At 70.9% G+C, this 23270-nt stretch carries 23 protein-coding genes; 13 read left to right on the forward strand and 10 right to left on the reverse strand.

Going from position 1 to position 23270, the window contains the following annotated elements; genetic code table 11:
* The first annotated feature begins 4 nt into the window (after nucleotides 1-4).
* Both OG707_RS10000 and OG707_RS10005 read left to right on the forward strand, forming a co-directional pair.
* On the forward strand, nucleotides 5-1750 hold the full coding sequence (locus OG707_RS10000) for an MFS transporter (RefSeq protein ID WP_329116589.1): 1746 nt from the start codon (nucleotides 5-7) through the stop codon (nucleotides 1748-1750).
* Nucleotides 1751-1848: 98 nt separating this feature from the next.
* Nucleotides 1849-3069, forward strand: a complete 1221-nt coding sequence (locus OG707_RS10005; RefSeq protein WP_329116591.1) for an ankyrin repeat domain-containing protein — start codon at nucleotides 1849-1851, stop codon at nucleotides 3067-3069.
* Here OG707_RS10005 and OG707_RS10010 read toward each other — a convergent pair whose 3' ends face one another.
* On the reverse strand, nucleotides 3070-3750 hold the full coding sequence (locus tag OG707_RS10010; RefSeq protein WP_329116593.1) for a DUF6585 family protein: 681 nt from the start codon (nucleotides 3748-3750) through the stop codon (nucleotides 3070-3072).
* 137 nt (nucleotides 3751-3887) lie between these two features.
* On the opposite strand from OG707_RS10010, the gene OG707_RS10015 reads away from it, so the two are divergent.
* From OG707_RS10015 to OG707_RS10045, 7 genes are all read left to right on the forward strand, one after another.
* Entirely contained in the window at nucleotides 3888-4796 is a 909-nt protein-coding gene (locus tag OG707_RS10015) for an intradiol ring-cleavage dioxygenase (protein ID WP_329116595.1), read from the forward strand.
* Between the two features lie 12 nt (nucleotides 4797-4808).
* On the forward strand, nucleotides 4809-5657 hold the full coding sequence (locus tag OG707_RS10020; protein WP_329116597.1) for a triphosphoribosyl-dephospho-CoA synthase: 849 nt from the start codon (nucleotides 4809-4811) through the stop codon (nucleotides 5655-5657).
* 1347 nt (nucleotides 5658-7004) lie between these two features.
* Nucleotides 7005-7655 carry a class I SAM-dependent methyltransferase gene (locus OG707_RS10025; RefSeq protein ID WP_329116599.1) on the forward strand — a complete coding sequence of 217 codons (651 nt, stop codon included), beginning with the start codon at nucleotides 7005-7007 and terminating at the stop codon, nucleotides 7653-7655.
* A 21-nt stretch (nucleotides 7656-7676) separates the two neighbouring features.
* Nucleotides 7677-8651, forward strand: coding sequence for an N-acetylmuramoyl-L-alanine amidase (locus OG707_RS10030; RefSeq protein ID WP_329116601.1), 975 nt, complete (start codon nucleotides 7677-7679; stop codon nucleotides 8649-8651).
* A 118-nt stretch (nucleotides 8652-8769) separates the two neighbouring features.
* On the forward strand, nucleotides 8770-9681 hold the full coding sequence (locus OG707_RS10035) for a hypothetical protein (RefSeq protein ID WP_329116603.1): 912 nt from the start codon (nucleotides 8770-8772) through the stop codon (nucleotides 9679-9681).
* Between the two features lie 137 nt (nucleotides 9682-9818).
* Nucleotides 9819-10829, forward strand: a complete 1011-nt coding sequence (locus OG707_RS10040; RefSeq protein ID WP_329116605.1) for an LLM class F420-dependent oxidoreductase — start codon at nucleotides 9819-9821, stop codon at nucleotides 10827-10829.
* A 72-nt stretch (nucleotides 10830-10901) separates the two neighbouring features.
* Nucleotides 10902-11687, forward strand: coding sequence for an SAM-dependent methyltransferase (locus OG707_RS10045; protein WP_329116606.1), 786 nt, complete (start codon nucleotides 10902-10904; stop codon nucleotides 11685-11687).
* A 16-nt stretch (nucleotides 11688-11703) separates the two neighbouring features.
* Here the strand turns inward: OG707_RS10045 and OG707_RS10050 are convergent, their stop codons facing one another.
* From OG707_RS10050 to OG707_RS10070, 5 genes are all read right to left on the reverse strand, one after another.
* Nucleotides 11704-12489, reverse strand: a complete 786-nt coding sequence (locus OG707_RS10050) for a maleylpyruvate isomerase family mycothiol-dependent enzyme (RefSeq protein WP_329116608.1) — start codon at nucleotides 12487-12489, stop codon at nucleotides 11704-11706.
* Nucleotides 12490-12507: 18 nt separating this feature from the next.
* Nucleotides 12508-13053 (reverse strand): hypothetical protein, encoded by a 546-nt coding sequence (locus OG707_RS10055; RefSeq protein WP_329116610.1) that lies wholly within the window; start codon nucleotides 13051-13053, stop codon nucleotides 12508-12510.
* A 102-nt stretch (nucleotides 13054-13155) separates the two neighbouring features.
* Nucleotides 13156-14244 (reverse strand): prenyltransferase, encoded by a 1089-nt coding sequence (locus tag OG707_RS10060; protein WP_329116613.1) that lies wholly within the window; start codon nucleotides 14242-14244, stop codon nucleotides 13156-13158.
* On the reverse strand, nucleotides 14241-14972 hold the full coding sequence (locus OG707_RS10065; protein WP_329116615.1) for a class I SAM-dependent methyltransferase: 732 nt from the start codon (nucleotides 14970-14972) through the stop codon (nucleotides 14241-14243). Before OG707_RS10065 ends, OG707_RS10060 begins: the two co-directional genes overlap by 4 nt.
* Before the next feature lie 67 nt (nucleotides 14973-15039).
* Complete coding sequence (locus OG707_RS10070; protein WP_329116617.1) at nucleotides 15040-16374, reverse strand: glycosyltransferase family 4 protein; 1335 nt, start codon at nucleotides 16372-16374, stop codon at nucleotides 15040-15042.
* A gap of 229 nt (nucleotides 16375-16603) precedes the next feature.
* Here OG707_RS10070 and OG707_RS10075 point away from each other — a divergent pair, with 229 nt between their 5' ends.
* A complete protein-coding gene (locus OG707_RS10075) occupies nucleotides 16604-17221 on the forward strand; it encodes a TetR family transcriptional regulator (protein ID WP_329116619.1) in 618 nt (205 codons plus the stop codon).
* Here the strand turns inward: OG707_RS10075 and OG707_RS10080 are convergent.
* The 3 genes from OG707_RS10080 to OG707_RS10090 form a co-directional block, all read right to left on the reverse strand.
* Entirely contained in the window at nucleotides 17206-18069 is an 864-nt protein-coding gene (locus OG707_RS10080; RefSeq protein WP_329116621.1) for a tetratricopeptide repeat protein, read from the reverse strand. The two genes, OG707_RS10075 and OG707_RS10080, sit on opposite strands and share 16 nt — an antisense overlap.
* A gap of 137 nt (nucleotides 18070-18206) precedes the next feature.
* The gene (locus OG707_RS10085; protein ID WP_329116623.1) at nucleotides 18207-18440 is read right to left on the reverse strand and encodes a ferredoxin; all 234 of its coding nucleotides are present in this window, start codon (nucleotides 18438-18440) and stop codon (nucleotides 18207-18209) included.
* Nucleotides 18440-19903, reverse strand: a complete 1464-nt coding sequence (locus OG707_RS10090) for an aldehyde dehydrogenase (RefSeq protein ID WP_329116625.1) — start codon at nucleotides 19901-19903, stop codon at nucleotides 18440-18442. The genes OG707_RS10085 and OG707_RS10090 overlap by 1 nt, the downstream gene beginning before the upstream one ends.
* Before the next feature lie 202 nt (nucleotides 19904-20105).
* On the opposite strand from OG707_RS10090, the gene OG707_RS10095 reads away from it, so the two are divergent.
* The 3 genes from OG707_RS10095 (at nucleotide 20106) to OG707_RS10105 (ending at nucleotide 22701) form a co-directional block, all read left to right on the forward strand.
* Nucleotides 20106-21143 carry an MBL fold metallo-hydrolase gene (locus OG707_RS10095; RefSeq protein WP_329116628.1) on the forward strand — a complete coding sequence of 346 codons (1038 nt, stop codon included), beginning with the start codon at nucleotides 20106-20108 and terminating at the stop codon, nucleotides 21141-21143.
* A 111-nt stretch (nucleotides 21144-21254) separates the two neighbouring features.
* Complete coding sequence (locus tag OG707_RS10100) at nucleotides 21255-21515, forward strand: hypothetical protein (RefSeq protein ID WP_329127700.1); 261 nt, start codon at nucleotides 21255-21257, stop codon at nucleotides 21513-21515.
* A 10-nt stretch (nucleotides 21516-21525) separates the two neighbouring features.
* The gene (locus OG707_RS10105) at nucleotides 21526-22701 is read left to right on the forward strand and encodes a flotillin family protein (protein ID WP_329116630.1); all 1176 of its coding nucleotides are present in this window, start codon (nucleotides 21526-21528) and stop codon (nucleotides 22699-22701) included.
* A 40-nt stretch (nucleotides 22702-22741) separates the two neighbouring features.
* Here the strand turns inward: OG707_RS10105 and OG707_RS10110 are convergent, their stop codons facing one another.
* Nucleotides 22742-23245, reverse strand: coding sequence for an NUDIX hydrolase (locus tag OG707_RS10110; protein WP_329116631.1), 504 nt, complete (start codon nucleotides 23243-23245; stop codon nucleotides 22742-22744).
* Between the last annotated feature and the right edge of the window lie 25 nt (nucleotides 23246-23270).

A 23270-nucleotide genomic window follows, 5' to 3' on the forward strand; every position in this document is an offset into this window, starting at 1 on the left:
ACGCATGACACAGGCCGCACGCCCGCAGCCCGCGATAACCGAAGAAGGAACCCCCGCAGTCACCCACCGGGCCGGCATCGTCCCGGTCCTCGCCTTCGCCGGCATCGTCGTCGCGGTCATGCAGACCCTGCTCGTGCCGGTCATCCAGGACCTCCCGACCCTGCTCTCCACGGCGCCGTCCAACGCGACCTGGGTCATGACCGCGACCCTCCTCGCCGGCGCCATCGCCACCCCGATCATGGGCCGCCTCGGCGACCTCGCGGGCAAGCGCAAGATGCTGATCCTCAGCCTCGCCGTCATGGTCGTCGGCTCCCTGATCTGCGCGTTCACCGACAACCTCCTGGTGATGATCGTCGGCCGCGCGCTCCAGGGCTTCGCGATGGGCGCCATCCCGCTGGGCATCGGCATCATGCGCGACGAGCTCCCGCGCGAGAAGCTCCCCTCGGCCATGGCGCTGATGAGCTCATCGATCGGCGTCGGCGGCGGCCTCGCGCTTCCCGGCGCGGCACTGATCGCGCAGCACGCCGACTGGCACGCGCTGTTCTTCACGGCGGCCGGCCTGGGCGTCGTCTCGATCGCGCTGACCCTGATCTTCGTACCCGAGTCCAAGGTCCGCGCCCCGGGCACCTTCGACCTCCCCGGCGCAATCGGCCTGGCACTCGGCCTGGTCGCCTTCCTCCTCCCCATCACCAAGGGCAGCGACTGGGGCTGGACCAACGGCAAGACGCTCGGCCTCTTCGCCGCAGCCCTCGTCATCTTCCTGCTCTGGGGCTTCATGGAGCTCCGCAAGAAGGCCCCGCTGGTGGACCTGCGCACGACGGCCCGCCGCGAGGTGCTCCTCACCAACCTGGCGTCGATCATGGTGGGCGTCGCGTTCTACGCGATCTCCCTGGTCCTCCCCCAGCTGCTCCAGCTCCCGAAGACGACGGGCTACGGCCTCGGCCAGTCGATGGTGGTCGCCGGCCTCTGCGTCGCCCCGCTCGGCCTGACGATGATGCTGACGGCCCCGGTCTACGCCCGCCTCTCCGCACGCTACGGCCCGAAGATCACGCTCATCGCGGGCATGGTCATCATCGCGATCGGCTACGGCGCCGGCCTCGGCCTGATGAGCGCCGCCTGGCAGACGATCATCATCTCCGTGGTGGTCGGCGCGGGCATCGGCCTCGCGTACTCCTCGCTCCCCGCCCTGATCATCGGCGCGGTCGACCCGTCCGAGACGGGCGCGGCGAACGGCCTCAACACCCTGATGCGCTCCATCGGCACGTCGGTCTCCAGCGCGGTGATCGGCATGGTCCTGGCCCACACCTCGGTGAAGTTCGGCCCGGTGCAGGTCGCCTCGATGGACGGCTTCCGCACGTCCTTCATGATCGCCACGGGCGCGGTCGCGGTGGGCGTCCTGCTCGCGATCTTCATCCCGGGCCGCGCGAAGCCGGGCGTACTGGCGCCGAAGCCGATGGCGTCCAGCGAGGACGAGCCCGTCTTCTTCACCGGCATCCGCGGCCGGGTCGTGGACGCGACGGGCACCCCGGTCCCCCGCGCCTCGGTCACGCTCCTGGACAGCCACCACCGCCAGGCGGGCCTCACGGTCGCGGACGAGGAGGGCCACTACACCTTCCCCACGCGCCCGGCGGGCCGCTACATCCTGGCGGTCACGGCCACGGGCCTCCCGCCCCTGGCCCACCCGCTGACGTACAACGGCACCCCGCTCCAGGCGGACCTGACCCTGACGGCAACCCCGGTCACGGCCTGACGGTCCCGCCACCGCGCCCCGCCCACGACGTCACCACGCCGTGCGCGGGGCGCTCGTGTACGCCTACCCTCGCGCTGACACCGGGGGGCTGGGAAAACATGAACGAAGACGCGCTCGTTGCAGCGGTACGGAGCGGAGACGCGGAAGCGGTCGGGGCGCTACTGGAGGGCGGGGCGGATCCGGACACCGTCGACGAGCAGGGCGTCCCAGTGCTGTGCCTCGCCGTCGCCGCGTACGACAGCCCGGTCACCGACGCCCTGATGAACGGGGGCGCGGACGCGAACCGCCCGCTGCCGAACGGAGAGACGCCCCTCCTTCAAGCCATCGACGGCGGGTCCAACAGCCTCGCGAGCCGCCTGCTCGGCGACCCGGCACGGCTCTCCGAGGCCACGCGGACACAGCTCCTGGACCGTGCGCGGCACTGGCACGAGGCGGGCGTGATCAACGAGCTTCGGCGCAGGACGGGCATCTCGGGCCCGCCCGGGCGGATCCGAGTCTCCGACCGCTACTGGTACACCGACCACGATGAGCTCACGCTCGGCGGCCTGACCGTACGCGACGGTCACGCGGCGATCCTCACCGACTTCGAGGCGGGCTTCGGGATCCGTACGCCCTTCGGCGAACTGCTCGCCCGCGCCCTCGCGCACCCCGATCCGGAACACGCCGACTGGTCGAGCGTCAGGAGCGTTCTGGGCCGCCGGCAGGACGAGGAGACGTGGGCGGCCGCGGCGGAGTTGCGCCACCACCCCGACCCCACGCACCGACTCTTCGCGGCAGACGTCCTGTGGTACATCAACTTCGTCGACCTGAACCCGCTCTCACACTCCCTCGAGCCCAAGCCGTACGAGCAGCGAGGTCTGGAAGTCTTCCTCCCCTGGGCCGTGGAGGAGACCGACCGGACCGTCCTCCTGGCCGTGCTCCACGGCCTGAACGACTTCGACGACCCGAGGGCGGAGGCCGTGGGGCTCACCTATCTGACGCACCCGGATCCCGAGTTGCGCATCATGGTGCCGGCGACGTCGGACACCATGACGGTGCTGGCACGCGATGCCGACCCGGGCATACGGCGGTCCGCGTGCTACTGGCTCGCCGAGCACGGGGACCACAGCATCGAGGTCGTGGACGTTCTGGCCGAACTCCTGCACGAGGGCGACCAGTTGACGCGCATCTGGGCCGTCTACGGACTGGCCGACCGCGACGATCCGCGCTGCGTGGAGGGACAGCGCCGGGTGGGACCCGTCGACCGGAAGGACTGGGACGACGGGTGGATCATCGATGCGGCCGAGCGGTACGAGCGGCGCCGGGACGGACGGCGATGATCAGGCCTTGAGCTGGTTGACCAGGGCCATGAACAGGTACGCGTTGGGCATGCGGTAGACGCTCGCCTGCGGCCGCAGCGCACGCCCGTCCGTCCCCAGGAAGCCGATCTTCCCGTCGTACCGGTGCAGGTCACCGATCTCCGCCCAGCTCGCGCTGTACTTGCCCTCCCGCACCCCCGCGAGGTCGAGCGACATCGGCCCGAAGTCCAACGTCTCGCCCCTGCGCAGCCGTTCGAGCGCAAGCGGCCACTGCACCGCCGTCACGCCCTGCTGGATCTCCGGGCCCCACTGTCCCTCCAGCACGATGTAGGGGCCGCGCGTGTGCGACGTGGCACCCAGCCGGTCGAGGTCGCGGCGGAAGAGGCCGTTGCCGCCGCGGCCGACACTCAGCGCGGCGCCGTCCCGGCCGATCAGGGTGTACGTCGCGTCCCTGTACGCACCGCCGTTGATCGTGACCAGGTGCTGCAGGACCGCAGCCGTCGAGTCCCAGCGGCGGACCCACTCGCCCCCATCGGCGGCCGTGACGACCAGGCCGTTCTCGTACAGGTGGAGCCGGTCGTCGCCCCAGCGCTTGCGGAAGCCACCCTTCACGTTGGCGGCCGCCATACGCCAACCGCCCAGGCCTTCCTTCTCGGCCAGCGCGGTCACGCGCGCGTCGGGTCCGGCTATCGGCTCGTCCATGCATTCCCCCGGTCAACTCAGCGGTGACACCTGTCAGTCGGTCATCACGCGCCGATCATGCCAGGCGGTTCCACTCCTCAGCCGTCGCGCAGCACACACTCATGGTCCTGACAGGTTGCCTGCCTACGTTCATGACCATGACAGCCAAGCACAGGGACAACTCAGTCACCCGGCGCCGAGCCATCGCCGTGACCGGCGGCGCCGTCGTGGTCGGCGGACTCACCGTCGCCGGCTACCAGTCGGCCTTCGCCGACGAGACGACGACCGCCGCCACCAGCACCAGCACCACGAGCACAGCCACCAGCAGTACGTGCATGACGCTGATGTCCAGCGTCACCGAGGGCCCGTACTACCTGGACGGCGCCCTGGTCCGCAAGGACATCACCGAGGGCAAGAGCGGCGTCCCGCTGACCCTGCGTCTGACCGTCGTGGACGCCACCGACGGCTGCACCCCGGTCCCCAAGGCAGCCGTGGAGATCTGGCACTGCGACGCCTGGGGCTACTACTCCGGCTTCACCACCGCCAACCCCGGCGGTTCCGCACCCGCCGAGAGCGAGGACGGCTCGACCGCCGACGACGCGACGTACCTTCGCGGCTACCAGATCGCCAACGCCAACGGGGTCGTCAAGTTCGAGACGATCATGCCCGGCTGGTACACCCCGCGCACCGCCCACATCCATGTGAAGGTGCACACCGGCGGCGAGAAGGAGGACGGCACGTACGAGGGCGGCAAGGTCAACTACACCGGCCAGCTGTTCTTCGACGACGACATCGCCGAGGCGATCTTCGCGCTGGAGCCGTACTCGAAGCACTCCGGCAGCTACACCGTCCTCGCCGACGACATGGTGTACGACGGCGGCGGCGCGTCCAGCGGTCTGCTGACGCTCGAACCCGTACACAAGAAGGACCCGTCCGCCGGCTACAAGGGCTCCATCACGTTCGGCATCGACCCCGACGCCGAAGATGCAGGCGGAGGCGCACCCCCGGCGGACGGCGGCACTCCACCGTCCGACGCTCCGAATTCATCCGCCTCGGCATCCTCGTAAGGACGTACCTGCATGAACAGCCGTGAGGACGAGGCGCTCGCCCAGGCCGCCGTGACCGCGTTGACCGAGCAGCTCGCGCTGGCCCCCAAGCCGGGCCTGCCCGACCCGCGTGACCTCGGCGTCCCCGCCGCCGGCCGGGACCACCGTGCCCTGCGCTGGTCGGCGAAGGCACTGGCGCCCGGCCTCACGGCGATGGCGGCCGCCGCCCGCCGCAGCGGCGAACCCACTCCGCTCCTCCGGGCGGAACTGGGTGCGATCGGCCGCTCCACCGAGCATTCGGTGGGCCTGGCGGGCGGCGGTCACCGGGGGGCGCTGTGGGTGCTCGGCCTGCTGGTCGCCGCGGCCGCACTCAACCCCCGTGCGTCCGCACGCGAGGTCGTGGCCGCCGCCAAACCGATCGCCGCGCTCACCGACAAGGGCGCACCCCGGCGCCCGTCCCGGGGCTCGTCGATCTCCGCGAAGTACGGGGCGGCCGGGGCGCGCGGCGAGGCGCGGGCCGGGTTTCCCCACGTACGAAGGGCACTTGACGCGCTCGCCACAGCGCGATCCTCCGGTGCGGGAGAGACAGAGGCCCGCCTCGACGCCCTGCTCACCGTGATGTCCACGCTCCAGGACACCGAACTCCTCCACTCCGCCGGGCCGCCCGGCCTGCGCCGCGTCCAGGCAGGGGCCCGCGAGGCCCTGGAGGCGGGCGGTACGGCGACTCCGCAGGGTGCGGAGCAGCTGGCCGCCTTCGACGGAGAGCTCCGCGCCAACGCGTGGATCCCGCGCGGCAGTTCAGGGCTGCTCGCCGGCGCCCTGTTCCTGGAGTCCCTACCGGTGGTCGTCACGCCGCACGCGGTCGGCTCCTTGGCCGCCTGACCAGTGGGGGGGCGGGGGTTGGTTGGGCTCCTACCTGGTTCCCCTGGTCGGGGGCTTCGTTGGGTGGGTCTCCCTGTCAACCGACGCCGGGAGTGTGCGCGCTTCCGGGTCCGGAGTAAAGGGCGCGACTTCGTCGCGTCGCTGCGCGATTCCGCTTCGCTCCACCCTTGACTCCGCACCCTCCAGCGCTGGGGTTGGCGGCTATCGGTCGGCAGGGAGGCCTGGCCGCACGTGTACGGGGATCTGGGGTGGGGGTAGCCCGGACCGGGAACGGCGGGGGTCGGGCTGGGTCCGGGGCTGCGGGCGGTGGGCCGGTGTCGGGGTGCGGGCTGCGCCCGCAACGGCGGCACGGTCCTGGTGGCCCGGGGCGCGATGGGTGCGCGGTGGCCGGTTGGCGCACCACTTGAATGGGGCAGTTGCTCTCGGCTCGGCGTCAACCACCCGCCCGTTGGCTCGACTTCATGCCCCGCTGGTCACTGCCCGGTGGGTGGTGGGGCGGGCGAAGCGCCTCGCGGGTGCGAAGGGGGTGCGAAGGGTCCTGCGGCGCGGAAGTTCGGTCCCGCCGAACTTCCGCGCCACACCCTCTCCCACCACCGCCCAGCATGCACCTTTTGCGCTGCTTTGGGTGGCGTGGCTGCCACTGCGAGATACGTAGGTCCGGCGGGACCGGACCTACGTATCTCGGAGTAGCCGGAGTCGACGCCAGTTGCCCGTTGCGGCCGGAAATGGACACCAGGCGCACCCATATGTCCGCTATGCCTGTCCGTTTCCGACAGTAACCCGAGGTAACACCCCATCCGGCCACCGGACAGCGACCAGCGGGGCATGAACACCCACCAACCAACGGCCCGTTGACGCCAAGACCAGACCGGCAGCCCATGCAAGTGGTGCGACATCCGCCACCACCCCGGGGAGCGGAGCTCCATCCCGGACGCTGTAACGCTCACCCCCCGCCGAAGTGCCCCGCAGATGAACCGATCAGCACAACCGGTCCGCACGAGCATCGCGGTGTTCACGAAACCCCAACCACCACGCGGCAGCAGCCAGACGGACTCGCCCCCAGGGCGAGGCCTACGACGCGCAGCGTCGTACATCCCGCAACCCCAACATCGAGCCGACCCGCGCGACCGGCGTCCGACACCCGCCCCCCACCTGTTCGCTGTAGCCAGCCTCTTTGCGCCGGAGGCGCGAGACGAAACCCGCCACACACCCACCCACCCGAAGCCCACCACCGGGCCCACCCCCGGCACCCACCCTCGGACCGTCGGGCCCCTCCCCCGACGACCACTCCTCGCCCCCCCACTACGATGGCCCGGCTCACCCCAGCCGCCCCCTCAGGAGGACCCCGTGGCCGCCACCCCCAAGCCGGAAGTCCTGGCCGCCTTCGAGGCCGCCAAGGGGTTCATGCCCGCCACCGAGGGTCTCGCCCTGTACGCGGCCGCCGTCGAGGCCGGCGACCTCGGGCTGCCCCTCCTGGAGGTCGGTACGTACTGCGGTCGCTCCACGATCCTGCTCGCGGACGCCGCCCGTCAGGCCAGCGTCTCCGCGATCACCGTCGACCATCACCGGGGCAGCGAGGAGCAGCAGCCCGGCTGGGAGTACCACGACCCGTCCGTCGTCGACCCCGAGGTCGGGCAGATGGACACGCTCCCCACCTTCCGCCGCACCCTGTTCCACGCGGGCCTCGAGGACCACGTCATCGCGATCGTCGGCCGCTCCCCGCAGGCCGCCAAGGCCTGGGGCGGCCCGCTCGGCCTCGTCTTCATCGACGGCGGCCACACCGACGAGCACGCGACCGCCGACTACGAGGGCTGGGCCCCGCACGTCGCCCCCGGCGGCCTGCTCCTCATCCATGACGTCTTCCCCGACCCGGTGGACGAGTGGACGGGCCAGGCCCCGTACCGCGTCTACCTCCGCGCCCTCGCGTCGGGAGCCTTCACGGAGGTCTCGGCCACGGAATCCCTGCGCGTTCTCCGCCGTACGGGAACGGGGATCTGAGGCCCCGGATAGGCTCGCTCCGTGTCGTACGACGATGACCAGTACCCCGCCCCCCGCCGCCGCTTCCGCAATTCGACCCTCCTGATCGTGCTCGTCGCGCTCGTGCCGACGTGCCTTGCGGGCTGGCTGGTCTGGCAGGCAATGAACGGTCCCGGCGACGACAACGCACCGCAGAAGGTGCTGCCGCTGCCCAGCCCCACGGCCACGGCGACGACGCGGCCCGCGAAGTCCCCGAGCAAGACCCCGGCGACCTCGCACCCGGCCGCCTCCAAGTCCCCGACCCCCTCCACTCCCGCGGACAACAAGCCCCCCACGGGCAAGGGCCCCCTCGCGGGCAAGGTGGTCGTCATCGACCCGGGCCACAACCCGAACAACTACAACCACACCCGCGACATCGCCCGACTGGTGAACATCGGCAACTCCAGCAAGGAGTGCGACACCACGGGCACGTCCACCAACGGGGGCTACAGCGAGGCCCGTTTCACCCTGGATGTCTCGCACCGCCTGCGCTCGCTGCTCGAAGCACAGGGCGCCACGGTCAAGTTCACCCAGGACGGCGACCGCTCCTTCGGGCCGTGCGTCGACGAGCGAGCCCGTATCGGCAACAAGGCGAAGGCCGACGCGGTGGTCTCGGTGCACGGCGACGGTTCGGCCGCGGGCAACCGGGGCTTCCATGTGATCCTTCCCGCACTGGTGCGCGGGGGCGCCGCCGACACGAGCCCGATCGTCGCGTCCTCGCACGACCTCGGCGTCCGTATCGCGGGCAAGTTCGTCCAGGACACGGGCAGCGCACCGTCCAACTACATCGGCGGCGGTACGGGGTTGGACACCCGCAGCGATCTGGGCGGCCTCAACCTCTCGACGGTTCCGAAGGTCTTCATCGAGTGCGGCAACATGCGTGACCCCAAGGACGCGGCGCTGATGACGAGCGGGAGCTGGCGCCAGAAGGCCGCGCAGGGCATCGCGGACGGAATCATCTCGTTTCTCCACCAGTAGTCACACGACCCGGCACACGCCCCGCCCGAGCAGACGATAGATTCATCCGTACGATGGGGAGCCGCCCCCGAGCTCCGCGTTGCCCCGATATCGAGACGACTGACGAAGGACTTCTTACGTGAACATCCGCTCCCTCACTCGAGGCGACAGCGTGGTGATCGGAGCAGCGGTGGTGCTGTTCATCGCCTCGTTCCTCAATTCTTACGGCTGCGATGCCTCCGACGACGTCTGCGACAAGGTCATTCCCAACGGCTGGGAAGCCGGTCCGCTCCTCATGGGCGTGTATCTGCTGGGCCTCATCGCCGCAGCGCTGATCGTCATCAACCGCGCGCTCCCGCAGCCGCGGAAGGTCATCGGCATCGACCTCGGTCAGTTCGGGGTTGCTGCCGCAGTCATCACGCTGTGGAGCGCGCTCGGCTGGCTCTTCGACCCGGCAGCCGGCCTCGACAAGGGCGGCTCGTCCCCGGACCTCGGCATCGGCCTCATCCTCGGCCTGATCGCCGCGCTCGTCCTGGCCGGAGCTGCTGTCGCGACCCCCCTCGTCCCCGCCCTCCAGGCCCCCCTGCTCGGCGCCCCGCGCCCCGCGGTCCAGCAGCCTCCGTACGGTGCTCAGCCCGGTCAGCCCGGTCAGGGTTACGGCTACCCCGCCCAGCAGCAGCCCTACGGCGCCCAGCCGGGTCAGCCCGGTCCCGGGCAGCCGCAGCAGGGTCAGCCCCAGCCCTTCGGCGCCCAGCCCGGTCCGGGCCAGCCGCAGCAGGGTCAGCCGCAGCCCGCGCAGCACCAGCAGCCGCAGCCGGGTCCGGGTGGTCCGGCCGCCGGCGGGCCCGTCGGGGACTTCGCCCCGTTCTGGTTCGCGGTGCCGGTGGCCCGTCCCCTCTACGCCGAGGACGGCAACCCGTCCCCGATCGCCGAACTGGCGCCGGGCACCTGGTACCTCGCGGTCGAGCAGCGCGGTCCGGCCCTGATCGCCCAGACCCAGGACGGCCGTCGCGGCGTCCTCCAGGACACCACGGGCATCCAGCGCGGCTAGCGGTTCCGTTCTCGTACGGAGAAGCTGATCACGGCCCCCACCCCTTCCGGGTGGGGGCCGTTGCGCTTACAGTCGCAAGTCGTCGCCTGACGCACCGTCAGATGACCCGCAACTGACCCGCGACCAAAGGGGATTCAATGCGCCTCGGACTCGCCCTCGGCTACTGGGGCCGCGGGCCGACACCCGGCCACCTCGAACTCGCCCAGGAGGCCGAGCGGCTCGGCTACGACTCCGTCTGGACCGCAGAGGCCTGGGGCTCCGACGCTTTCACCCCGCTCACCTGGATCGCGGCCCACACCTCCCGCATCCGCCTGGGCACGGCGATCGCGCAGATGGCGGCCCGCTCCCCCACCGCCACCGCCATGCACGCCCTGACCCTCGACCACCTCTCCGGCGGCCGCATGATGCTGGGCCTGGGCCTGTCGGGCCCCCAGGTCGTCGAGGGCTGGTACGGGCGCCCCTTCCCCCGCAGCCCCCTCACCGCGACCCGCGAGTACGTCGACGTCATCCGCCAAGTCCTGCGCCGCGAGGGCCCGGTGGCCGTCGAAGGCCGCTTCCACGCCCACCCCTACACGGGCCCCGACGCCACCGGTCTCGGCAAACCCCTCAAACCCATCACCCACCCGCTCCGCGCCGATCTCCCGCTCCTCCTCGGCGCGGAGGGCCCCAAGAACATCGCCCAGACGACCCGTATCGCCGACGGCTGGCTCCCGCTCTACTGGTCGCCCACCCGTACCGACGTCTACGAGGCGTCCCTCGCCGACCTCCCCGAGAACTTCATGATCGCCCCGATGGCCCGCGCCAAGGTCTGCGACGACGTCGCCGAGGGCCTGCTCCCCGTGAAGGCGATGCTCGGCTTCTACATCGGCGGCATGGGCCACGCGGCCCGCAACTTCCACGCCGACCTGATGGCACGCATGGGGTACGAGTCGGAAGCCCGCCACATCCAGGAGCTCTTCCTCGCGGGCCGCAAGGAGGAGGCCGTCCTGGCTGTCCCCGACGCCTTCGCTGACGAGATCTCCCTGATCGGGCCCCGCCAACGCATCGCGGAACGCCTGGAGTTGTGGCGCAAGGGCCCGGTCACCGACCTCCTGGTCACCGCCCCCGACCCGCACACCCTCCGCGTCCTGGCCGAACTCAACAGCTGACAACCACCGCCTGGATCAAGGGATTTGGCCAGTGTCATAATCGAACTCCCCCACCCCAGGCTGGAATCACACATGTCGATACGCCCCACCGGAAGCCGCATCGACACGAGCAGGCCCCACCCGGCCCGTGTCTACGACTGGCTCCTCGGCGGCAAGGACAACTACCCCGTCGATCAGGAAGTGGCGGAGAAGCTGCCCCCGGAAGCGGGCCTCAACGCCCGCCGAAACCGCGCGTTCATGCACCGCGCGGCCGCCTGGCTGGCCGGCAACGGCATCGACCAGTACCTCGACATCGGTACGGGCATACCGACCCACCCCAACCTGCACCAGATCGTGCAGACCACCGTCCCCACGGCGCGGATCGTGTACGCCGACAACGACCCCATCGTGCTGCGCCACGCGGAAGCCCTGCTGGTCAGCACCCCCGAGGGCGGCACGGACTACATCGAGGCCGACGTCCGCCAGCCCGGCCTGATCCTCGACCACGCCCGTACGTTCCTGGACTTCACCCGCCCCATCGCCCTCTCCATGATCGCCCTGATGCACTTCATCGGCGACGACGAGGACCCGTACGGCCTGGCCAGGACCCTCGTCGACGCGCTCCCGTCGGGCAGCTACTTCGTCCTCTCCCACGGCACCACCGACGAGCACCCGCATCTCGTGCAGTCGGTGAAGGCGACGTACAAGAAGGGTGAGATCCCCCTGCGGATGCGGACCCGCGCCGAGGTCGAGCCGTTCTTCGCGGGCCTCGACCTGGTGGCTCCCGGCCTGGTCACCGCCACGAAGTGGTACCAGCAGGAGCCCGCCCCCGCGGAGGAGCTGAGCGGCTTCTACGTCGGCGTCGCCCGCGTCCCGTAGACCCGGCCGGAACCGCCTAGCCGAACGACGCCCGCGCCAGCCAGAAGTCCAGCAGCTCCGTGTCGCCGAAGACCTCCACCCGGTCGCTGTCGGCGGGCAGACGGCGGTAGAAGACCTGGAGCACGTCGGCGAGCGCGCCGCGCACGGCCACGGTCGCCTTGTCGTGGCCGCGCCGCCAGGTGAAGCCCTCGTCGCCGAACTCGATCATCCACTCCGCGTCCACGCCCGGCGCGTCCGTGGCGTGGAGGTGCAGGGAGCGCCCCGCGCCCCGCAGCTCAAGCGCCTCGGGGTCGCCCAGCTCGGCCGAGAGGGCGACGATCTCCAGCCATTCGTCGATGGTGTCAGCGGCGACCTCGGGGATGACGTCGTACGCCACCGAGGCCGCCAGCGCCGCGTCCGCGCGGTGGATCACGGTCTCGTGCACCATGCGGCGGGCCCAGAAGCCCGCGCGCTGCTCCCTGGCCCAGGTCCACACGGCCAGATCGGGGCCCGCCTCCCGCAGTGTGGCGGCGAGGAGCTCGGCGCCCTGTGCCAGCCAGGCGCCCAGGGCGGCGGGGTCGTCCCCGGCGGGGCCTGTGGCGTCCGGGACGTCTTCGTCCGGGACTTCCTTCGTGGCCCGCGTACGGACGATGTGCTCCGCCCAGCGGTGCGCGGCGCCCACGTGCCGGGCGAGCTGCCCGAGGTTCCAGTCGGGGCAGCTCGGGACCCGGGACGCGGGGTCGGCTCCGGCGATCACGGACCTCAACAGGCCGGTCTCGCGGAGGAGTTCGTCGCAGTAGCGCTCATGGGAAAGCAGTGTCATGGGCGCAGCCTATGCACGTCAGCTACCGGTGAGCTGCCCCGCGGACGGAACCTTGTCGGTGATCTCCGCGCCCGCGCTCTTGCCCGCGTCCTTCACGGAGTTGATCACGTCCTCGAAGGTGCCCGCGGCGCCCTCCGCGCTGTCGCTGTTGCGCAGCTTGCTCGGCAGGGACTTCAGCGACTCGATGCCCGCGGAGAGCGGGGCGACGGCCTTCGCGAGGGTCGGGTCGCCCTTGGCGTTGGAGACCGCGGCCTTGAGGCGGTTGTACGTGAAGAGACCCGCCACACCCGCCTTGACCATGGCGAACTTCTGGCCGCTCGCGCCCTTCTTGAACTTGCCCGCCTTGAAGGGCTTCACGATCCATTGGTACGTCGCCCCGGCCGCGAGACCCGCGTTGGCCACGAACCGGGTCTTGGCGAACTTCTGCGCCTCTGCGGACGACGTCGGCGTCGCTGACGCGCTCGTGTCGTCGTCACTGCTTCCGCAGGCCGTGGTTCCGGCCAACAGGGCACAGGACAGGAGCAGCGCGACCAGCGCGCGGCGAAGGGGGGCGGAAGCGGGCACGACGTACCTCCAGGTACACGAATCGTTGCTTCCCGCAGCCTCACCCGGGTGCCCGCGCCCCGCCACCCGGGCGCGTCCGGACAGGTGTCGCCGGCCGGGCGGCTAGCAGCAGTCCGGCTCCAGGCCCCTGGGGAGCCGCTCCCCGCCGAAGACCGCGACGGTCGCCTCGTCGCCCCCGAGCGCGGCGACCGCGAGCAGCAGCGACCCGGCCGTCCAACTCGTCCTCTCCTCCGGCCAGATGGCCGCGGGGCTGCCGTCCGCACCGGCCTCGAAGACGTACCCCGTCCAGTAGAGGCCGTCCTCGGCGCACCGCAGGTGCTGGACGGACTGAAGGATCTCCAGGGCGCGGTCCGACTCCCCCATCACCCAGAGCGCCAGAGCGAGTTCACAGCTCTCGCCGCCGGTGACCCAGGGGTTGGGCAGGACGCAGCGGACGCCGAGGCCGGGGACGACGAAGCGGTCCCACTCCGCCTCGATACGGGTCTTGGCGGCGGGCCCGGTGATCGCGCCGGCCAGGACGGGGTAGTACCAGTCCATGGAGTAGCGGGACTTGTCGAGGAAGCGTTCGGGGTGGCTGCGGATCGCGTGGCCGAGTGCGCCGGCCGCCAACTCCCAGTCGGGCTGCGGCTCTTCGCGTTCCTCGGCGATCGCGAGGGCGCAGCGCAGCGCCTGGTGGATCGAGGAGGACCCGGTGAGGAGCGCGTCGCGGACGGGGGTGCCGTCCTCCTCGCGCTTCCAGCCGATCTCGCCGCCGGGCTGCTGGAGGCCGAGGACGAACTCGATCGCGGCGTAGACGGCGGGCCACATCCGGTCGAGGAAGGTGTCGTCGCCGGTGGCCAGGTAGTGATGCCAGACGCCGACGGCGATGTACGCGCAGAAGTTGGTCTCGCGGCCCCGGTCGGTGACGTCGGCGGCGTCCCCGTCCTGGTATGCGGCATACCAGGAGCCGTCCTGGTTCTGGTGGCGGGCCAGCCACTCGTACGCGCGTGCGGCGGCCTCGTGCTCGCCCGCCGCGTCCAGCGCCATGGCGGCCTCGGTGTGGTCCCAGGGGTCGAGGTGGTGGCCGCGGAACCACGGTATGGCGCCGTCCTCGCGCTGTACGGCGAGGATCCCGGTCACCGTCCCTGCGGCCTGCTCTGCGGTGAGGACCCCGGGCAGGACGAGGTGCTCGGTGCGCCCCGGTGAGGTCACGCGTCGGCCTTGGGGGTGTGGGGCTTGGTCGCGTACGCCACGAAGCTCTTGCCGACGACCGGGTTGAGCAGCTGCTCGGCGATGCGGGTCGCGGCGGGCTTCTTCATGATGTCCCAGACCAGGAGCTTGTGGTACGCCTTCACCGGCAGCGCCTTGTCGTTGTCGACGCCGAAGGCGCACTTGAGCCACCAGTAGGGGGCGTGGAGTGCGTGCGCGTGGTGGGTGCCGTACGGCTTGAGGCCGGCCTCGCGCATCTTGCCGAGGAGCTCGTCGGCCTTGTAGATGCGGATGTGGCCGCCCTCGTTCGCGTGATACTCGTCGCTCAGCGCCCAGCAGACCTTCTCGGGCCCGTAGCGCGGGACGGTGACGGCGATGCGGCCGCCGGGCTTGAGGACGCGGACCATCTCCGCGAGGACGCCCTTGTCGTCGGGGATGTGCTCCATGACCTCGGAGATGATCACGACGTCGAAGGAGTCGTCGGGGAAGGGCAGGTTGAGCGCGTCGCCCTCCATCGCGGTGGCGGTGGCGCCGGCCGGGGCCTCACCGGCCTCCTTCATGGCGGCGAACCACTTGGCGACCTCGCGGATCTCCTCGCCGTTCTGGTCGAGGGCCACGACCTGGGCGCCGCGCCGGTAGCACTCGAAGGCGTGCCGGCCCGCGCCGCAGCCCAGGTCGAGCACGCGGTCGCCTGCGGCGAGCGGGAAGCGGGAAAAATCGACGGTCAGCACGGAGTCAGCCCTTCCGGGTGGATGGTCGTGGCACCCCGGCGCGGGGCGTGGAGTTCTGCGGCCGCGCTCAACGGCTGCCGCCGCGGCGGGCGGCCCGGGCGGCCGCCATCGCGGCGCGGTAGTGCTCGGCCGTACCGATCGCCGCCTGGCGCCAGGTGAAGCGGGAGAGCACCCGCTCGCGGCCCGCTGCGCCGAGGCGGGCGCGGAGGTCGGGGTCGCCGAGGAGGCGGTCGAGGGCGTCGGCGAGGGCGCCCGCGTCGCCGGGCGGGACGGCGAGGCAGGTCTCGCCGTCGGCCCCGGTGACTTCGGGGATGGCGCCGCCGGTGGTGGCGACGAGGGGGGTGCCGGTGGCCATGGCCTCGGCCGCGGGCAGCGAGAAGCCCTCGTACAGGGACGGGACGCAGGAGACCTGGGCGCTGCGCACCAGGTCGACGAGTTCGGCGTCGGTGATGCCCTTGACGAACTCGACGGCGCCTTCGAGCCCGTACTTCTCGATGGCCTGGGCGACGGGGCCGTCCTCGGCGCGCTTGCCGACGACGACGAGGTGGGCGGCGGGGTTGCCCGTACGGAGCTTGGCGAGGGCCTCGACGAGGTGCACGAGCCCCTTCAGCGGGACGTCGGCGCTCGACGTGGTGACGATGCGGCCCTCGACCTCGGCGACGGAGGGGTCGGGCGACCAGAGGTCGGTGTCGGCGCCGATGTGCACGACGTGGATGCGGTCGGGGCGCACCCCGAGGTGGTCGACGATCTCCCTCTCCGAGGAGCCGGAGACGGTGAGGACGGAGGGCAGGCGGCGGGCGACGCGCTTCTGCATGCGCGTGAAGCCGTACCAGCGCCGAACGGAGGCGCGCTTGCGCCAGTCCGGGGCGGCCGTCAGGTCCAGCTGCCGGTCGACGGTGATGGGGTGGTGGATGGTGGTGACGAGGGGCGCGCCGAGGTCGGCGAGCAGTCCGTAGCCGAGCGTCTGGTTGTCGTGGATGACGTCGAACTCGCCGCGGCGGGCGGCCAGATGGCGGCGCGCGCGGAGCGAGAAGGTCAGGGGCTCGGGGAAGCCGCCGGTCCACATGGTGCCGACCTCGACGGCGTCGATCCAGTCGCGGTACTCGTCGCGCTTGGGGTTCCGGAAGGGGTCCGGGCTGCGGTAGAGGTCGAGGCTGGAGAGCTCGGTGAGGGGCACGCCCTCGTCGAGTACGGGAAAGGGCTGTGCCCCGATGACCTCGACGCTGTGCCCGAGGCGGGCGAGCTCGCGCGAGAGGTGGCGGACGTAGACGCCCTGGCCTCCGCAGAACGGATTGCCCTTGTACGTGAGGAGCGCGATGTGCAGGGGACGGTCGGCGTCGCCGTCGTCCCGTCCGGGCGCTCCGTCGGCGAGGGGCCCCGCCTCCACGGCCTCAGCGGTCACTCTCGGCCCCCTTCTTCACTGCAAGCTTTTCGCCGGAGCGTATCCGCTCGTGCCAATCTAGAACAAGTTCTCGTACACTGGCCTGATCGTTGAACGAGCATCGAATCTACCGGCTGGTAGCCCCTGCGGGACCGGCCCGATCAGGTGATTCGCGCCACCCGGGGGCCTCCTGGCATGCTGTCGCCTCCCGAAACGGTGCAGCTCAGATGTATGTCACGGATGGGGACACATGACAGCGGAAGCGAAGCCGCCATCGCCGGCACTGACAGAACGTCAGGAAGCGCGCCGCCGTCGCATTCTGCACGCGAGCGCGCAGCTCGCCAGCCGGGGCGGGTTCGAGGCGGTACAGATGCGCGAGGTCGCGGAGTCCTCGCAGGTCGCGCTCGGCACGCTCTACCGCTACTTCCCCTCCAAGGTGCACCTGCTGGTCGCCACGATGCAGGACCAGCTCCAGCACATGCACACGACACTGAAGAAGCGCCCGCCGGCCGGTGACACGGCGGCCGAACGGGTCGCATCGACCCTGATGGGCGCCTTCCGCGCCCTGCAGCGCGAACCGCACCTGGCGGACGCGATGGTCCGCGCCCTGACCTTCGCGGACCGCAGCGTGAGCCCCGAGGTCGACACGGTCTCGCGCCAGACGACGGTGATCATCCTGGACGCGATGGGCCTGGAGAACCCGACCCCGCTGCAGCTCTCCGCGGTCCGGGTGATCGAGCACACCTGGCACTCGGCGCTGATCACCTGGCTGTCGGGCCGGGCCTCCATCGCCCAGGTCAAGATCGACATCGAGACGGTCTGCCGCCTGATCGACCTGACGGACCCGGACGCTCACCACATGGGCTGAAGCCCGCTCCAGCTGCGCCCGATGACGGTCTCCCCCGACCACGCGTCGAGGAGGCGGCGGGCCTCGTCCTCGGGGGCTGCGAGCGACACCTGCTGGGCGCCGGCGTGGACGGTGCGCGACTGCTCGTGACTGCCCTCGCTGCAGCAGGCGCAGAGGACGTTGACGCTGCTGGCGGGCTCGGCTCCGTACCCCTCCTGGAGGAAGAGCTCGGTGAGCGCCTCCAGGTCCGCCGCCTCGGACGCGTTGACGGTGACGGCGAGGGTGGGCAGCTCGGAGGGCTCGAAGAGGAGGAGTTCGTCGAAGACGGAGTACGCGTTGCCGTCGACGATGCGCTCGCCGGTGGGTTCACCGTCGTGGAGGACGATCTCGCCCCAGCGGCGCCCGGAAGTGACGGGCACGTTGACGACGCGGGCGCGGGTGGGGCAGAGCCGCTCGGCCCAGACGACCTCGCGCTCGCCGTCGGTGTCGAGGCGTATGAGTCCCATCCCGAAGCGCCCGTCGATCTGCCCTTCGCCGGCGGGCAGGGTGATCCCGAAGCCCTCCCAGGCGTCGCGGGCCACGGCCCACTCCCGCAGGATCGTGGCTGCGATGCCGAGGTTCCAGTACGCGGGGTCGCCCTCCCCTCGGGGGGAGCGGGCGGCGGCCTCGCGGCCGAGTGCGTAGGCCTTGGGCCAGTCGCGGAGGAACTTGTGGGCGAGGGCGGCGTCGTACCACCAGACCGGGCTGGTCTTTTCGTCGGGGAAGTGCGCGAGGACGCGCTCGTAGAGGTCGGCGGACTCGGCCCACTCTTCGGCGTCCCATGCGGTGCGCGCTTGCTGGAGGAGGCTCTTGGCCTCGGACTTCTTCACTTTTCCCCACCCTTGTCGATCAACGGGTGGAGGGTATCCGGTGGCGCAACAGACAAATCCAGCCCGTCCGGCGCTTGAGGACACGCGGCCGAAGGGCGCGTACCGGGGGCGCGGGGCCGCAGCCCCCGGTATCGCTGCTACTCCTCCGGCGGGAACACCGGTTCGCCCGAGCCCAGCAGGGCGATCGCGATCGCCTCCACCGGGCAGCCTTCCGCCGCCGCGAGCACCGCCTCGTTCGCGTCCGACTCCGGCTGGACCGGGTGCGACTGGCGTGCCGAGTCCAGCTTGAAGCCTTCCGGGGCGTGGCTCACGCACATGCCGGAGCCGATGCAGACCGTACGGTCGACCTCCACACTCCAGCGGTCTCCCATCAGACCGCCCCTTCATAGCCGTTGGGGAGGTGGATCATCTTGTGCTCGAAGAACTCGCCGTAGCCCTCGGGGCCGAACTCCCGGCCCAGGCCGGAGTTCTTGTAGCCGCCGAAGGGGCCGAGCATGTCCAGGCTGAAGGTGTTGACGCTGTACGTACCCGTCCGCACCCGCCGTGCGATGTCGATACCGCGCTCGGTGTCCGCGGTCCAGACGCTGCCGCTCAGGCCGTAGTCGGAGTCGTTGGCGATCTTGACCGCCTCCTCCTCGTCGCCGTACGGCAGCAGGCAGATGACCGGGCCGAAGATCTCCTCGCGGGCGATCCGCATCGAGTTGTCGACGTCCCCGAAGAGCGTCGGCTCCACGTACCACCCGGCATCGAGACCCGCCGGACGCCCGCCCCCGGTAAGGATCTTGGCGCCTTCCTCCTGGCCGATACGGATGTAGTCGAGCGAGCGCTGCTGCTGACGCTGGGCGACCAGCGGGCCGAGCTCGGTCGCCGGGTCCAGCGGGTCGCCGACCTTCAGCGCGCCCGCCGCCGAGGCGAAGGCCTCCGCTATCTCGTCGTAGCGGCTGCGCGGTGCGAGGATCCGGGTCTGGGCCACGCACGCCTGGCCGTTGATCATCCAGGCGAACGGGACGATGCCCGCGACGGCCGCCGCGAGGTCCGCGTCCGGGGCGATGATCGCCGCCGACTTGCCGCCCAACTCAAGGGTGACGCGCGTGAGATTGCGCGCGCAGACCTCCATCACGCGCTTGCCCGCCGCCACCGAACCGGTGAAGGAGACCTTGTCCACACCCGGGTGCGCGACCAGGTACTCGCTGACCTCGCGGTCCGCCGCGACGATCGACAGGACGCCCTCCGGGAGACCGGCCTCCTTCACGATGTCCGCGAGGATGTACGCGTCCAGCGGCGCCTCCGGCGAGACCTTCAGGATCGCCGGGCAGCCGGCGAGCAGCGCGGGCGCGAGCTTGGCGGCGGCGGTGAACTGCGGGACGTTCCATGGCACTACGGCCGCCACGACCCCCACCGGCTCACGCCGTACGAGGAGCTTGCCGAGGACGCCGTCGCGCCTCTCCTCGTACGTGAAGTTGCGCGCGGTGGTGATCGCCGCGTCCCACACCATCATCGCGGAGAGGGCCTGGACCATCACGCTGGAGGTGTACGGGGTGCCGTTCTCGGTGCTGATGCAGCGGGCGACCTCCTCGTACCGTACGGCGAAGGCGTCCTTGATCTTCGTGACCACCGCGATGCGCTCGTCGAGGCTCATCCGGGGCCAGGGCCCCTCGTCGAATGCCTTGCGGGCAACGGCGACCGCCCGGTCGATGTCGGCGGGCGCGGCGTGCGGAACGGTGGCGAAGACCTGTCCCGTGTGCGGTGAGATGACCTCGATGACGTCCTTGCCGAGGGGGTCCACCAACTCCCCGCCGATGAACAGCTGTCCGTGTTCCACAAGCTCGGTCATGGGTGAATGCCTCCCGCGCGGCGCTGCCTGACACTTCCTGACACTGTTTCAGAACTGATACCAGTTCTAGTTCCAGGAGTCCACGGAAAGAGCAGCAACCGACCGGCAACCGCCCTCGCCAACAGTAGACTTGGGCTACTAATGGAACTGGTTCTAGTTATAGTGGCCGCGCTCCACCCCGCCGAAGAAAGCCGAGGACTCCATGACCCAGGTGACCGAGCACGGCGGGGGCGTCTGGTCCCTGAAGGTTCCGATCCCCGACAACCCCCTCGGCCACACCCTGGTGCACCTCCTCGACACCGACAGCGGCCCCGTCCTCATCGACACCGGCTGGGACGACCCCGCTTCCTGGGACGCCCTCGTCGACGGACTCGGCGCCCTCGACGTCGCCGTCACCGACATCCACGGCGTCGTCATCACCCACCACCACCCCGACCACCACGGCCTCTCCGGCCAGGTCCGCGACGCCTCCGGCGCCTGGATCGCGATGCACGCCGCCGACACCGACGTCGTCAAGCGCACCCGTAGCGCCGAACCCGCCGTCTGGTACGCGTACATGGCCGACAAGCTCGTCGCCGCCGGCGCCCCCGAGGAGCACATCGCCCCCCTCCGCAAGGCCCGCGCCTCCGGCCGGATGCGCACCCTCCCGGGGCTCGACGCCGCCGTCCCCGACCGCGAGATCGTCCCCGGCGACCTCCTCCCCCTCGCGGGCCGCCGGCTGCGCGCGATCTGGACGCCGGGGCACACGCCCGGCCACGTATGCCTGCACCTGGAGGAGGAGCACCCCGCCCACAAGCCCGGCAACGGCCGCCTCTTCTCCGGCGACCACCTCCTCCCCGGGATCACCCCGCACATCGGCCTCTACGAGGACCCCGACGACGCCACCGCCACCGACCCCCTGGGCGACTACCTCGACTCCCTGGAGCGCATCGGGCGCCTCGCCCCCGCCGAGGTGCTCCCCGCTCACCAGCACGCGTTCACCGACGCCCCCGCCCGCGTACGCGAACTCCTCGACCACCACGAGGACCGCCTCACCGACCTGCGCACCCTCCTGGCCACCCCGCTCACGACCTGGCAGATCGCCGAGCGGATGGAGTGGAACAGGCCCTGGTCGGAGATCCCGTACGGCTCCCGCAACATCGCCGTCTCCGAGGCCGAGGCGCACCTGCGCAGGCTGGTGAAACTGGGGCGCGCGGAGGCCGTCCCGGGCAGTGATCCGGTCACCTACGTCGCCGTCTGAAATCCGCTCCCTCAAGTTCTCCTCAGGGTTCGCACCCATGGATGGGCCGCAGATCACGGGAGGCGTATGGTCGGCATTCTCAAGACCAGGACGACGAGGGGGCGGCCGCAGATGGGGCCGGACGAGGCTGTGATCGGCTGTACGGGGAAGCTGGTTGTCGGCACTCGGGGACCTGCCGGTCCGGGCGAGGTCGTGGTGTGCGTCAGAGGCGGCACCGAGACGTTTCTCGCCTGGTCCGATGAACCCTTGCCGACCGGGGCGGACGTCCTTGTGGTCGAGTCCCGCGGGACGCGCCGGGTCGAGGTCGTCGCGTGGACAGATCCACTCGACGAGTTGGATGCGTTGACCGACCCCGCCGGCGACGCCAGCTAAGGAGAGATGGATGTTCGGTTATCGCGTTCCCGCGCCCGACGAGGCGATGCTGATCTCGGGCGGCAAGCGGGGTCTCGGCGGTGCGCCGTTCCGTGTGGTGACGGGCCACGGGAAGTTCGTACTGCCCGTCTTCCGCAAGACCCGGTTCCTCACCCTGTCGATGTGCGAGGCGGAGGTCTCCGAGACCTGTGTGACCAAGCAGGGCATCGCGCTCACGGTCCGCGCCGTGATCGCGTTCAAGGTCGGCAACGACACCGAGTCGATCGTCAACGCCGGTCAGCGTTTCCTCTCCGACCAGGACCAGATGTCGATCCTGACGGGGCGGATCTTCGCGGGCCACCTCCGGTCGATCATCGGCTCTATGACGGTCGAGGAGATCGTCACGGAGCGGCAGAAGCTCGCCGTGGAGGTCCTCGACACGTCGAAGGCGGAGATGGCGAAGATCGGCCTCACGGTCGACTCGCTCCAGATTCAGTCGATCGACGACGGCGACACGGGCTACATCGACGCGATGTCCGCCCCGCACAAGGCGGCCATCCAGCGCCAGGCCCAGATCGCCCAGGCGCAGGCCACGCAGGCCTCGGCGGAGGCGCAGCAGGTAGCGGCGCGCAACCAGGCGGAGTACGCCCGCCAGACGTCGATCGTGCAGGCCCAGTACAGCGCCGAGGTCGACCGCGCCCAGGCCGAGGCCGCCCAGGCGGGCCCCCTCGCGCAGGCGCACGCCCAGCAGGAAGTCCTCGCAGCGCAGACCGAACTGGCGCAGCGCGCCGGTGAGTTGCGCCAGCAGCAGCTGGTCGCGGAGATCGTGAAGCCGGCGGAGGCGGAGGCCGAGCGGATCCGGGTGCTCGCGGTGGCCGAGGCCGAGCGGATGAAGATCCAGGCGGAGGCGGCGGCTTCGTACGACCGCGTGGCCCTGGACCGGATGCTGATCGACCAGCTCCCGATGATCGTCAAGGAGGCCTCGGCGGGCCTCCAGGGCGCCAACGTCAACGTCCTCAACGGCGCGGACGGCCTGGGCGAGATCGCGGCGGGCCTGGTCGGCCAGGGTCTGACGATCCTCGACTCGGTACGCAAGAACCTGGGCACCCCGGACGGCGCGGGGAAGCCGGGCAGCGACATCCAGCGCTACCTGGGCGGTCAGCGCCGGGACTCGGGCTCGGACAACGGCCCGATCGACGTGCAGTAACTCGGCTACGCAGTACGGCAGTTGAAGAAGGTCCCACCCCTCACGGGGTCGGGGCCTTCTTCGCGTCCAGGTACCGCCGGAACGCCTCCTGCCCGTCGGGGACGAAGGTCCACTCGCGCAGGGCCGTCGCCAGTTCGGCCTCGGTGAGCCACGCGTGCCAGGCGATCTCGCGCGGGTCGGCCACGATCGCGCCGCCGATGACGGTCTCGTGCACACCGAGCCAGTACGGACTGATCGCGCCCTCCATCAGGAACCTCACGACGGGCCGGACAGTCGCCCGCACCCCCATCTCCTCGGCCAACTCCCGCTCGGCGGCGGCCTCGTAGGACTCGCCGACGTCGACGGCGCCGCCCGCCATCACGTCGTAGAGGCCTGGGAATCGGGTGTCGTCGTCGGGCCTCCGATGGATGAGCATCCGCCCCTGCCGATCGTGGCAGATGGTCGTCGCCACCCGGTGCAGCCAGCGGTTTCGTATCGCCTCGCCGCGCTCGACGACCCCGATCACCCGGTCGTTCTCGTCCACCCGATCCACCAACTCGCCCATGGCGCACACCATTTCACACCCAAGA

This window comes from Streptomyces sp. NBC_01465 (assembly GCF_036227325.1).
In the GTDB taxonomy this organism is placed as follows: Bacteria; Actinomycetota; Actinomycetes; order Streptomycetales; family Streptomycetaceae; genus Streptomyces.

What these genes read in the sequence shown, in the direction of transcription:
- OG707_RS10000 (WP_329116589.1), top strand. Translation starts at nt 5, where the DNA reads ATGACACAGGCCGCACGCCCGCAGCCCGCGATAACCGAAGAAGGAACC.
- OG707_RS10005 (WP_329116591.1), top strand. Translation starts at nt 1,849, where the DNA reads ATGAACGAAGACGCGCTCGTTGCAGCGGTACGGAGCGGAGACGCGGAA.
- OG707_RS10010 (WP_329116593.1), bottom strand. Translation starts at nt 3,750, where the DNA reads ATGGACGAGCCGATAGCCGGACCCGACGCGCGCGTGACCGCGCTGGCC.
- OG707_RS10015 (WP_329116595.1), top strand. Translation starts at nt 3,888, where the DNA reads ATGACAGCCAAGCACAGGGACAACTCAGTCACCCGGCGCCGAGCCATC.
- OG707_RS10020 (WP_329116597.1), top strand. Translation starts at nt 4,809, where the DNA reads ATGAACAGCCGTGAGGACGAGGCGCTCGCCCAGGCCGCCGTGACCGCG.
- OG707_RS10040 (WP_329116605.1), top strand. Translation starts at nt 9,819, where the DNA reads ATGCGCCTCGGACTCGCCCTCGGCTACTGGGGCCGCGGGCCGACACCC.
- OG707_RS10045 (WP_329116606.1), top strand. Translation starts at nt 10,902, where the DNA reads ATGTCGATACGCCCCACCGGAAGCCGCATCGACACGAGCAGGCCCCAC.
- OG707_RS10050 (WP_329116608.1), bottom strand. Translation starts at nt 12,489, where the DNA reads ATGACACTGCTTTCCCATGAGCGCTACTGCGACGAACTCCTCCGCGAG.
- OG707_RS10075 (WP_329116619.1), top strand. Translation starts at nt 16,604, where the DNA reads ATGACAGCGGAAGCGAAGCCGCCATCGCCGGCACTGACAGAACGTCAG.
- OG707_RS10085 (WP_329116623.1), bottom strand. Translation starts at nt 18,440, where the DNA reads ATGGGAGACCGCTGGAGTGTGGAGGTCGACCGTACGGTCTGCATCGGC.
- OG707_RS10090 (WP_329116625.1), bottom strand. Translation starts at nt 19,903, where the DNA reads ATGACCGAGCTTGTGGAACACGGACAGCTGTTCATCGGCGGGGAGTTG.
- OG707_RS10095 (WP_329116628.1), top strand. Translation starts at nt 20,106, where the DNA reads ATGACCCAGGTGACCGAGCACGGCGGGGGCGTCTGGTCCCTGAAGGTT.
- OG707_RS10100 (WP_329127700.1), top strand. Translation starts at nt 21,255, where the DNA reads ATGGGGCCGGACGAGGCTGTGATCGGCTGTACGGGGAAGCTGGTTGTC.
- OG707_RS10105 (WP_329116630.1), top strand. Translation starts at nt 21,526, where the DNA reads ATGTTCGGTTATCGCGTTCCCGCGCCCGACGAGGCGATGCTGATCTCG.
- OG707_RS10110 (WP_329116631.1), bottom strand. Translation starts at nt 23,245, where the DNA reads ATGGGCGAGTTGGTGGATCGGGTGGACGAGAACGACCGGGTGATCGGG.